The sequence below is a fragment of the Tabrizicola fusiformis genome (genome assembly GCF_013328815.1).
Taxonomy (GTDB): domain Bacteria; phylum Pseudomonadota; class Alphaproteobacteria; order Rhodobacterales; family Rhodobacteraceae; genus Fuscibacter.
The window spans coordinates 163,244-173,678 of the sequence record NZ_JABUHN010000010.1; the positions used below are offsets into that span (position 1 = coordinate 163,244).

The following is a 10,435-nucleotide window of genomic DNA, read 5'->3' on the forward strand; positions in this document are numbered from 1 at the left end:
CCCGATGCCCCCCGCCTTGCCCGAAACCACCCGCCACACCGTCTTTGAAGATGCCCAAGGTCTGGCCTATGGCGCCGGAATGGCGGGTTTCGCCATCACCATCCTGACGCATCTTGGCCTTTTCACCGGGCAGACGGCGGGGCTGGCGGTGCTGATATCCTATGCCACCGCCCTGCCCTTTGGCGCGGTGTTCTTTGCGGTGAACATCCCGTTCTACTGGCTGGGACACCGCCGCATGGGGCTGGCATTCACCATCAAGACCTTTGTCGCGGTGGCGCTTCTGTCGGGGCTGACCCTGATCTTCCCGTCCTGGGTGCAGTTTCAGGCGCTGAACCCGGTGGTGGGCGCGGTGCTGTTCGGGGCGATTTCCGGCTCGGCCCTGCTGGCGCTGTTCCGCCATGGGGCAAGCCTTGGCGGCATCGGCATTCTGGCGCTTATCCTGCAGGACCGCACCGGCTTTCGCGCGGGCTGGACGCAGCTTGCCTTTGACGCCGCCCTGTTCGCGGTGGCGCTGACCTTCCTGCCGCTGCGCACCGTGGCGCTGTCTTTCCTCGGCTCGGCCGTCGTCAATCTGGTGATCGCCGTCAACCATCGCCGCGACCGCTACGTCGCCACCTGATGGCCCCCCTAGCCACGGACCGCGAAACGCGGTAAGCGGCGCTGCAAATGCACAATTGAAAGTGACCCCTCCCGATGGAGCTTCGCAACATCGCCATCATCGCGCACGTTGATCATGGCAAGACCACGCTCGTTGACGAGCTTCTCAAACAGTCCGGGTCGTTCCGCGACAATCAGGCGGTTTCCGAACGCGCCATGGACAGCAACGATATCGAGCGCGAGCGCGGCATCACCATTCTGGCCAAATGCACCTCGGTGGAACACAACGGCGTGCGCATCAACATCGTCGATACCCCCGGCCACGCCGATTTCGGCGGCGAGGTGGAGCGGATCCTGAACATGGTCGATGGCGTGTGCCTGCTGGTGGACGCCGCCGAAGGCCCGATGCCGCAAACCAAGTTCGTGACCTCCAAGGCGCTGGCGCTTGGCCTGCGACCCATCGTGGTGCTGAACAAGGTGGACAAGCCCGATGCCGAACCGGACCGCGCGCTGAACGAGGTGTTCGACCTCTTCGCCAATCTGGGCGCCAATGACGAACAGCTTGATTTCCCGCATGTCTATGCCTCGGGCCGTTCGGGCTGGGCCGATCTGGAGCTGGACGGGCCGCGCAAGGATCTGACGGCGCTGTTCGACCTGATCGTGAAACATGTGCCCGCGCCGAAGCAGATCGCCAAGCAGGCCGAACCCTTCCGCATGTTGGCGACCACGCTGTCGGCCGACCCGTTCATCGGCCGCATCCTGACCGGCCGCGTCGAAAGCGGCACGGTGAAGGTGGGCGAAAGCCTCAAGGCGCTGACCCGCACCGGCGAGCGGATCGAGCAGTTCCGCGTCACCAAGGTTCTGGCTTTCCGTGGCCTGACCCAGACCGCGATTGAAGAGGCGGTGGCGGGCGATATCGTGACGCTGGCCGGCATGACCAAGGCCACCGTGGCCGATACGCTTTGCGCGCTGGACATCGATACCGCCCTGCCCGCCCAGCCGATCGACCCGCCGACGATCACCGTGACCTTCGGCATCAACGACTCGCCCCTTGCCGGCCGCGACGGCAACAAGGTGCAAAGCCGTGTGATCCGCGACCGGCTGAACAAGGAAGCCGAAGTCAACGTCGCCATCAAGATCGCCGACACCCCCGGCGGCGAAGCGTTCGAGGTTTCGGGCCGCGGCGAACTCCAGATGGGCGTACTGATCGAGAACATGCGCCGCGAAGGCTTTGAACTGTCGATCAGCCGCCCGCGCGTGATCTTCAAGGACGAAGACGGCGTGAAGATGGAGCCGGTCGAGGAAGTCATCGTTGACGTGGACGACGAATATTCCGGCGCGGTGATCGACAAGCTGACCGGCGAGCGCAAGGGCGATCTGGTCGAGATGAAACCGGCCGGCGTCGGCAAGACCCGGATCATCGCGCATGTGCCGTCGCGCGGGCTGATCGGCTATCACGGTCAGTTCCTGACCGACACCCGCGGCACCGGCGTTCTGAACCGCATCTTCCACGGCTGGACCCCGCACAAGGGCCCGATCCAGGGCCGCCGTCAGGGCGTGCTGATCTCGATGGAGAACGGCGTTTCGGTGGCCTATGCGCTGTGGAACCTTGAAGACCGTGGCCGCATGTTCATCGGGCCGCAGGAAAACGTCTATGAGGGCATGCTGATCGGCGAACACAGCCGCGACAATGACCTTGAGGTCAACCCGCTCAAGGGCAAGAAGCTGACCAACGTGCGGGCCTCGGGCACCGACGAAGCCGTGCGTCTGACACCGCATATCCGCATGTCGCTGGAAGAGGCGATTGCCTATATCGACGATGACGAGCTGGTGGAAGTGACGCCCAAGATCATCCGCCTGCGCAAGCGCATCCTCGATCCGCATGAGCGCAAGCGGCAAGGCCGCGGCTAAGGGGCGCTGCCCCTCGGCCCGTTCCGGGCCTCACCCCGGAGTATTTGAAGAAGGGCAAATCCTTGGCGGGTTTGCCCTTCTTGCATTTGCCCTTCTGGAAATACTCTCTGGGGGTCCGGGGGGCGAAGCGCCCCCGGCTTAGGCCAGCGGCTGCGCGCGTTCGACCAGACGGGCGAAGAAGCTGGCGCCGACCGGGGCGGCCTCATCGTTGAAGTCATAGGCGGCATGGTGCAGCCCTGCCCCCGGCCCGGTGCCAAGGAACAGATAGGCGCCGGGGCGCGCTTCGAGCATGTAGCTGAAATCCTCGGACCCCATTTCGCGCACGGAATTGTCGTTCACCGCATCGGCACCGGAAATCTCGCGCGCCACTTCGGCGGCAAAGGCGGCCTCATCAGGGTGGTTGATCGTGGCCGGGTAGCCCCAGTCATAGTCGATCCGCGCCTGCACGCCGTAGGCCGCGGCATGACCTTCAACGATCTCGTAGAAGCGTTTCTTCAGAAGCGCCCGGACATCAGGCTTGAAGCAGCGGATCGTGGCGCAGAACATCGCCTCTTCGGGGATGATGTTGCTTGCCGTGCCGGTGTGGATCTGCGTCACGGACACCACCGCTTCATCCAGCGCATAGACGTTGCGCGGGATGATGGTCTGGATGGCCGAGACCATGCCGACCACCGCCACCACCGGATCGACGCATTCATGCGGCGTCGCGCCATGGCCACCCCGGCCCGTCAGATAGACGAAGGCGGTGTCAACCGAGGCCATCAGTGCGCCGGGATTGGTCAGGAAATGGCCAAAGGGAATGTTCGGCGCATTGTGAATGCCGTAGACCTGCCCGATGCCGAAGCGGTCCATCACGCCTTCCTGCACCATCACCTGACCGCCGCCGCCATCCTCTTCCGCCGGTTGGAACAAGAGCGCCACGCGACCGGCAAAGTTCCGCGTCTCGGCCAGATATTTGGCGGCGCCCAGCAACATGGTGACATGGCCATCATGGCCGCAGGCGTGCATCTTGCCCGGCACTTTCGAGGCATGTTCGGCGCCGGTCAGCTCCTCGATCGGCAGGGCATCCATATCGGCGCGCAAGCCGATGGTGGGTCCGGGCCGCGCGCCGTTGATGATGGCGACGATCCCGGTCTTGGCGATGCCCGGATGCACCTCATCCACGCCGATCTCGTTCAGGCGGGCCACGATCCAGTCTGCCGTCTGGTGGCAGTCAAAGGCCAGTTCGGGATGCTGATGCAGATGGCGACGCCAGCCCTTCATTTCTTCGGCATAGGCTGCGATACGGTTGAGGACGGGCATGGCGGGCTCCTGTTTTGCCCTTTGATCAAATCGCAAAACCGAGGGAACGGCAATGCCCCCGACCGACTCTGACCGTCTTGTTCACGACCCGGATGGCGGAATGCCGCGCCTCTTGGAGATCATGCGGCGGCTGCGCGACCCGGCAACGGGCTGTCCCTGGGACATCGAGCAGGATTTCGCCAGCATCGCCCCCTATACGCTGGAAGAGGCGCATGAGGTGGCCGATGCCATTGCGCGGCAGGCTTGGGCTGAGTTGCCGGGAGAGTTGGGCGACCTGCTGTTTCAGGTGGTGTTCCACGCCCAGATGGCCCGGGATCAGGGGCTGTTCGGCTTTGACGATGTGGTCCGCGCGATTGCCGACAAGATGGTCGCCCGCCATCCGCATGTCTTCGGCAACGAGAGCCGCGACAAGACGCCCGAGCAACAGACGGTGGACTGGGAGAAGATCAAGGCGGCCGAGCGCGGCCCGGCGCGGGTGCTGGACGGGGTGGCGCTGGGCCTTCCCGCGCTGACCCGGGCGGTCAAGCTGCAAAAACGGGCGGCGCGGGTGGGGTTCGACTGGCCCTCCACCGACGAGGTTCTGGCCAAGCTGCGCGAAGAGATGGAGGAGCTGACCGAGGCGAGAAACACGTTGGGAGAGGCTGAAATCCTTGAGGAATTTGGCGATCTTCTGTTCGTGATGGCCAATCTCGCCCGGCATATGAACATCGACCCGGAAGCGGCCCTGCGCGGCGCCAATGCCAAGTTCACCCGCCGTTTTGCCCGGATCGAAGACTGGCTGGCCGAGGCGGGCAAGACCCCTGCCGAGAGCAATCTGGCCGAGATGGACGCGCTGTGGAACCGGGTGCGGGCCGAGGACAAGTTGAGGGGAGACAAGCTGCGCGAAAAATGACCGAGACTTTCACTCGGGATATTGACCAAAGTGAAATTGTCAGGTTTAAGCCCGGCAACCAAACGGAGGTTTCCATGCGTCTGACCGCTTTCGCCCTCGCCCTTTGCGGCACCGCCCTTCCCGCGCTGGCCGAGGAAGTGAACATCTACTCGCACCGCCAGCCCGCGCTGCTGCAACCGCTGATCGACGCTTTCACCGCAGAGACCGGGATCACCGTGAACGTGGCCTTCGTGGACAAGGGCATGACAGAGCGTCTGGTGGCCGAGGGCGACCGTTCGCCAGCCGATCTGGTGATGACGGTGGATATCGCGCGGCTGACCGAAGTGGTGAATGCCGGCGTGACGCAGCCGGTCGATTCCGCTGTGCTTGAGGCGAATATCCCCGCCGAATACCGCGATCCGGGCGACCAATGGTTCGGCCTCACCGCCCGCGCCCGCATCGTCTATGCCGCCAAGGACCGCGTGACGGCCGGCGAGGTGACCACCTATGAAGACCTCGCCGATCCCAAGTGGAAGGGCCGCATCTGCACCCGTTCGGGCACCAATGATTACAACGTCGCGCTGACCGCCGCGGTTCTGGCACATCACGACGCCGCCTTCACCAAGGGTTGGCTCGAAGGGCTCAAGGCCAATCTCGCCCGCAAGCCCGATGGCGGCGACCGCGATCAGGTCAAGGCGATCTGGGCCGGCGAATGCGATATCGCCATCGGCAACACCTATTACATGGGGCAGATGCTGGCCGATCCCGAGCAGAAGGAGTGGGCGAATGCGGTGAACATCGTGTTCCCGACCTTCGTCGGCGGCGGCACCCATATGAACATCTCGGGTGTGGCGATGACCAAATCGGCCCCGAACAAGGAAGCCGCGCTGAAGCTGATGCAATGGCTCTCTTCGGATGAGGCGCAGCACATCTATGCCGAAACCAACCACGAATTCCCGGTCAAGCCGGGTGTGGAACGCTCGGATCTGGTCAAGAGCTGGGGCGATTTCACGCCCGACAGCCTTGGGCTTGCCGATGTGGCAAAGCTGCGGGCGGATGCGCTGAAGTTGATCGAGGAAGTGAACTTCGACGGCTAACCATCTGCGAAGTAATAAACTTAAAAGGTGCATCTCCGGATGCACCTTTTTTCTTGACCGGATGGACAAATCAGCCGCGATGCTGTTTGTTTACTGCGGTGCCAACAGTGCAAAGCGGCAAGGCTTTGACACAGACTTCGGGCCACGGCGATACAAGGAGCGGCCTCATGCGGCGCAAGATCATCATCGACACTGATCCGGGCCAGGATGACGCCTTTGCGATCCTTCTGGCGCTCGCCTCGCCTGAACTGGAGGTTCTGGGGCTGACGGCAGTGGCGGGCAACGTGCCACTGGCGCTGACCGAACGCAATGCGCGCATCATCTGCGAGCTGGCCGGGCGGCCCGACATCCGCGTTTTTGCAGGCTGTGACAAACCCTTGTCGCGGGTTCTTGTGACGGCGGAGCATGTGCATGGCAAGACCGGCCTGGACGGCCCGGCCATGGTGGAACCGACGATGCCGCTTGAGGCGCAGCATGGCGTGGATTTCATCATCGAAACCCTGCGGCGCGAGCCGGCGCATACCGTCACGCTCTGCCCGCTGGGCCCCCTGACCAATATCGCCGAGGCGTTCCGCCGTGCGCCTGATGTGGCGGGCCGGGTGCAGCAGATCGTGCTGATGGGCGGCGCTTACTTCGAGGTGGGCAACATCACCCCGGCAGCAGAATTCAACATTTACGTTGACCCGGAAGCGGCTGATATTGTCATGAAATCAGGCGCGCCGGTTGTGGTGATGCCGCTGGATGTCACGCATAAGGTGCTGACCACCCGCGCCCGGGTGGAGGGTTTCCGCGCACTGGGAACCGAGGTGGGCCGGGTCTGCGCCGAATGGGCCGATTTCTTTGAGCGGTTCGATATGGAGAAATACGGGTCAGAGGGCGCCCCGCTGCATGACCCGACCGTGATCGCCTATCTGCTGCAACCCGGGCTTTTCAAAGGCCGCCATTGCAATGTCGAGATAGAGGTGCAATCGGACCTGACCCGCGGCATGACCGTGGCCGATTGGTGGGGCGTGACCGACCGGCCCGCTAATGCGCTGTTCATCGGATCGGTCGATGCTGACGGCTTCTTTGCCCTTCTGACCGAGCGGTTGGCGCGCCTGTAGGATGGGCAATCTGCCCATCTTCCACGTCAGGGGCGGCTAATCTGGCCGCCCCCCACCGCCGCCGCAACGCCGGTGGTGGTCGGGCAAGAGGTGGCCATCCCCCGTGCCACCCGCACCGCCAGATAGGCGAACGCCTGCGCCTCAAGCATATCCCCATCCAGACCCGCCGCCTCAACCGGCTCCACCGGGATACCCGGCAGCCGGGCGGCGAGTTCGGCCATCAGGGTGGCATTCAGCCGCCCGCCGCCCGCAACCAGAAGGCGGCTGACAGGTTCGGGGAAATGTTCGGTGCCCCGCGCAACGGCGGCGGCGGCACAGGCGGTCAGGCTGCGGACGGCATCGGCGTCTGAAAGTTCGCGCACATACTCAAGAAGACCATGGAACGCATTGCGATCCAATGATTTTGGCGGAATCTTGTGGAAATAGGGATGCGTCAGGAACCGCTCCAGCACCGCCGCATCCGCCGTGCCCTGCGCGGCCAATGCGCCCCCTTCATCCCGATCCAGCCCCCGCCTTGCGCGCATCAGGTCGTTCACCGGCGCATTGGCCGGGCCGGTGTCGAAGGCCAGGCAGGCCGCCTGCGGCTCTGCCACGCGCGGGTCGGTCCAAGTCAGGTTGCCGACGCCGCCAAGGTTGAGAAAGGCCAGCGGCGCATCGGCCCCGATCCGCCGTGCCAGCGCGTGGTGATAAAACGGCACCAGAGGCGCGCCCTGCCCGCCCATCGCCACATCCGAGCTGCGGAAATCCCACACCACCGGCAGCCCCAGCGCCGCCGCCAGCAGCCCGCCATTCCCCGCCTGATGCGTGCCGCGCCCCGCCGGGTCATGGGCCAGCGTCTGGCCATGAAACCCCACCAGATCGACGCCGGAGAACCGCGACAGCAGCTCGGCATGGGCATTTTCCACCACCTCTGCCGCCGCGGCAACATCGGCGCCACCGGGCCATTGGCCAAGGGCCGCGCGCAGCACCGCCTGCTCGCCCTCGGTATAGGGGCGGAAGGCGTGCGGGCCGAACTCCTGCACGGTTTCGCCATCGGTCCGCAGCATCGCCGCATCCACCCCGTCAAGCGAGGTGCCGGACATGGCCCCCAAGGCCCAGATCGCCCCGCCTTTCATCTTTCCCTTGCCCCCCGGCCCCGTTATACCGCCTTCGGATTAATGCACGAGCGAGCCATGACCTACCATCCGAAATCCGACTTCCTGCGTGTGATGTTCGAGCGCGGCTTTGTGGCCGATTGCACGGATTATCAGGCGCTTGACGAGGCTTTGGTGAAGGGGGTCGTGCCGGCCTATATCGGCTATGACGCCACGGCGGCAAGCTTGCATGTCGGGCACCTCATGAACATCATGGTGCTGCGCTGGCTGCAAAAGACCGGGCACAAGCCGATCACCCTGATGGGCGGCGGCACGACCAAGGTGGGTGACCCATCTTTCCGCAGCGAGGAACGCCCGCTGCTGACGCCTGCCAAGATCGACGAAAACATCGCGGGGCTGAAAAAGGTCTTTGCGAAATACCTGACCTATGGCGACGGGCCGTCCGATGCCATCATGCTCAACAATGCCGAATGGCTGGACGGGCTGAACTACCTTGATTTCCTGCGCGATATCGGGCGGCATTTCTCGGTCAACCGGATGCTGTCGTTCGAAAGCGTGAAATCGCGGCTGGACCGCGAGCAGTCTCTGTCCTTCCTCGAATTCAACTACATGATCCTGCAAGCCTATGATTTCCTTGAAATCAACCGCCGGTATGGCTGTCTGTTGCAGATGGGCGGGTCGGATCAATGGGGCAATATCATCAACGGCATCGACCTGACGCGCCGGGTGGTGGACCATGAGATTTACGGGCTGACCACGCCTTTGCTGACCACCAGCGACGGGCGCAAGATGGGCAAATCGGCCAATGGCGCGGTCTGGCTGAATGGCGACATGCTGTCGCCCTATGAGTTCTGGCAGTTCTGGCGCAACACGACCGATGCCGATGTCGGCAAGTTCCTGAAGATCTTCACCGAATTGCCGGTCGAGGAATGCGATCGTCTGGGCGCGCTTCAGGGAGCAGAGATCAACGGGGCGAAGATCCTGCTGGCCAATCTGGCGACCACCCTGCTGCATGGTGCCGAGGCGGCCGCTGCCGCCGAAGCCACCGCGCGCGAGGTGTTCGAGCGGGGCGGCGTGGGTGAGGATTTGCCCACCGTCACCGTGACCGCCGCCGAGGTGGCCGAGGGGCTGGGCATCGTGCAACTTTTCGTGCGCGCCGGGCTGGCGGCCAGCGGCAAGGATGCCAAGCGGCTGATCGCCGAAGGTGGCGCGCGGATGAATGACGAGATCGTCACCGATGCCGCGCTGCGTCTGGGCGCGGGCCATCTGGCCGAGCCGCTGCGCCTGACGGCGGGGCGCAAGCGCCATGCGCTGGTGGTGCTGGACTGATGCGGCGGCTGGCGCTTGCCGTCGCGCTGCTGCCGGGCGTCGCCGATGCCTGCCCGATGACGCTGGCGCTTTATGCCGATACCGCCACCGGGGCGGAGCTGCGCTTTCGCGCCGGTCAGCCTTGGGAACTGGGTGGCATGACCAGCCATGTGATGGAGCTTGCCCTGCCCGATGGCCGGGTGCTGTGGGGCATGATCACCAGCAACATGGGCACCTCGCGCGATGAGGGGCACCTGTTTTCCGGCTGCAACCGCCCCGGCCCCGATGATGCCCCGCTGGACGAGGCGCAGATTGCCGAATGCCGGGTCTGGAACGGTGTTGTCTATGCCTTGCAGGGCGGCACCGTTTCGCCGCTGCCCTTTGATACGGAGAAGGCGCCGGAAAGCCTGATCCTGAGCGACCTTGGCCGCCAGTTGCGCTATGCCGTGATGGAGGGTCCGGGGGACGAACCCTGGGATCAGTTCCGCCTGTCGGGCTGCGCGGAATAACCCTTAGCGCAGCCGCATCAGGCGGGCGATGTCTTCGATCGCGCCTTTTTGGCGGTCGGACAGTCCACCCTGCCCGCCCGCGACGGCCACCTCTTTCAGGACCGAAAGCAGCGGCTCTACCGAGGCTGCACCGTTCAGCCGGAACAGCCGCTTGGCCAGCCGCTCGATCGCCGGAAGCGGCCCGCCGCATTCGCCGATCAGCCAGCGGCCGAGGATCAGTATTTCTTCGGCTTGTGCCACGGGAATAACCATATGGCGTGCCAGAGAGCGGGTCAGCGCCTGTTGCTGTTCCTGGGACGGCAATCCGTCCAGCTCCAGAAACGCAAGACCGATGGCGCCGACAGCCAGCTCGGGTTTGTCGATGGATTCGACGGGATGCAGGTTGGCCCTGCGCTGAAAGCCAAAGCGCCGGGCGGCGTTCAGAACGTCACTCGCGGCCCCGGCCAGATCCTGAGCGACCTGCCCTGCGGCACGGGCGCGATACATCCACCACAGAACCGCCCCGGCGGCGGCGATGACGGAAAGGATCACAGGCATGGCGTATCTCCGGGTCACTAGGGTCAGGACCCATAAATTCACTTGAGTGTCGGCTCGCGGCATGATTCAAGCTCCCGACTTGTGGGGAGGGATCATGAGCGAGCGT

General features: G+C 64.3%; 10 protein-coding genes. 7 read left to right on the top strand and 3 right to left on the bottom strand.

Features of this window, described 5'->3' with window-relative positions; all coding sequences use genetic code 11:
* Positions 1-4: 4 nt before the first annotated feature.
* The gene (locus tag HS053_RS16530) at positions 5-619 is read left to right on the top strand and encodes a YitT family protein (RefSeq protein ID WP_458358906.1); all 615 of its coding nucleotides are present in this window, start codon (positions 5-7) and stop codon (positions 617-619) included.
* A gap of 74 nt (positions 620-693) precedes the next feature.
* Positions 694-2,508 (top strand): translational GTPase TypA, encoded by a 1,815-nt coding sequence (gene typA, locus HS053_RS16535; protein WP_174212371.1) that lies wholly within the window; start codon positions 694-696, stop codon positions 2,506-2,508.
* A gap of 138 nt (positions 2,509-2,646) precedes the next feature.
* Here the strand turns inward: typA and HS053_RS16540 are convergent, their stop codons facing one another.
* Positions 2,647-3,810, bottom strand: coding sequence for a M20 aminoacylase family protein (locus HS053_RS16540; RefSeq protein ID WP_174212372.1), 1,164 nt, complete (start codon positions 3,808-3,810; stop codon positions 2,647-2,649).
* 52 nt (positions 3,811-3,862) lie between these two features.
* Between HS053_RS16540 and mazG the strand changes: the two genes are divergently transcribed.
* The 3 genes from mazG to HS053_RS16555 all read left to right on the top strand — a co-directional run bounded on the left by mazG (position 3,863) and on the right by HS053_RS16555 (position 6,881).
* A complete protein-coding gene (gene mazG / locus HS053_RS16545) occupies positions 3,863-4,702 on the top strand; it encodes a nucleoside triphosphate pyrophosphohydrolase (protein ID WP_174212373.1) in 840 nt (279 codons plus the stop codon).
* 74 nt (positions 4,703-4,776) lie between these two features.
* On the top strand, positions 4,777-5,778 hold the full coding sequence (locus tag HS053_RS16550) for a Fe(3+) ABC transporter substrate-binding protein (protein ID WP_174212374.1): 1,002 nt from the start codon (positions 4,777-4,779) through the stop codon (positions 5,776-5,778).
* A 167-nt stretch (positions 5,779-5,945) separates the two neighbouring features.
* Positions 5,946-6,881 carry a nucleoside hydrolase gene (locus tag HS053_RS16555; protein WP_174212375.1) on the top strand — a complete coding sequence of 312 codons (936 nt, stop codon included), beginning with the start codon at positions 5,946-5,948 and terminating at the stop codon, positions 6,879-6,881.
* Positions 6,882-6,907: 26 nt separating this feature from the next.
* On the opposite strand, the gene HS053_RS16560 is transcribed toward HS053_RS16555, so the two are convergent.
* Complete coding sequence (locus HS053_RS16560; RefSeq protein ID WP_174212376.1) at positions 6,908-7,996, bottom strand: anhydro-N-acetylmuramic acid kinase; 1,089 nt, start codon at positions 7,994-7,996, stop codon at positions 6,908-6,910.
* A gap of 57 nt (positions 7,997-8,053) precedes the next feature.
* Between HS053_RS16560 and tyrS the strand changes: the two genes are divergently transcribed.
* A complete protein-coding gene (gene tyrS, locus HS053_RS16565; protein WP_174212377.1) occupies positions 8,054-9,304 on the top strand; it encodes a tyrosine--tRNA ligase in 1,251 nt (416 codons plus the stop codon).
* Entirely contained in the window at positions 9,304-9,792 is a 489-nt protein-coding gene (locus tag HS053_RS16570; protein WP_174212378.1) for a hypothetical protein, read from the top strand. Before tyrS ends, HS053_RS16570 begins: the two co-directional genes overlap by 1 nt.
* Before the next feature lie 3 nt (positions 9,793-9,795).
* On the opposite strand, the gene HS053_RS16575 is transcribed toward HS053_RS16570, so the two are convergent.
* A complete protein-coding gene (locus HS053_RS16575; RefSeq protein ID WP_174212379.1) occupies positions 9,796-10,329 on the bottom strand; it encodes a hypothetical protein in 534 nt (177 codons plus the stop codon).
* Positions 10,330-10,435 lie beyond the last annotated feature (106 nt).

Excerpts from the sequence above, each read along its gene's own strand:
- HS053_RS16540 (WP_174212372.1), bottom strand. The coding sequence starts at position 3,810 with ATGCCCGTCCTCAACCGTATCGCAGCCTATGCCGAAGAAATGAAGGGC.
- HS053_RS16555 (WP_174212375.1), top strand. The coding sequence starts at position 5,946 with ATGCGGCGCAAGATCATCATCGACACTGATCCGGGCCAGGATGACGCC.
- tyrS (WP_174212377.1), top strand. The coding sequence starts at position 8,054 with ATGACCTACCATCCGAAATCCGACTTCCTGCGTGTGATGTTCGAGCGC.
- typA (WP_174212371.1), top strand. The coding sequence starts at position 694 with ATGGAGCTTCGCAACATCGCCATCATCGCGCACGTTGATCATGGCAAG.
- HS053_RS16560 (WP_174212376.1), bottom strand. The coding sequence starts at position 7,996 with ATGAAAGGCGGGGCGATCTGGGCCTTGGGGGCCATGTCCGGCACCTCG.
- HS053_RS16530 (WP_458358906.1), top strand. The coding sequence starts at position 5 with ATGCCCCCCGCCTTGCCCGAAACCACCCGCCACACCGTCTTTGAAGAT.
- HS053_RS16575 (WP_174212379.1), bottom strand. The coding sequence starts at position 10,329 with ATGCCTGTGATCCTTTCCGTCATCGCCGCCGCCGGGGCGGTTCTGTGG.
- HS053_RS16550 (WP_174212374.1), top strand. The coding sequence starts at position 4,777 with ATGCGTCTGACCGCTTTCGCCCTCGCCCTTTGCGGCACCGCCCTTCCC.
- mazG (WP_174212373.1), top strand. The coding sequence starts at position 3,863 with ATGCCCCCGACCGACTCTGACCGTCTTGTTCACGACCCGGATGGCGGA.
- HS053_RS16570 (WP_174212378.1), top strand. The coding sequence starts at position 9,304 with ATGCGGCGGCTGGCGCTTGCCGTCGCGCTGCTGCCGGGCGTCGCCGAT.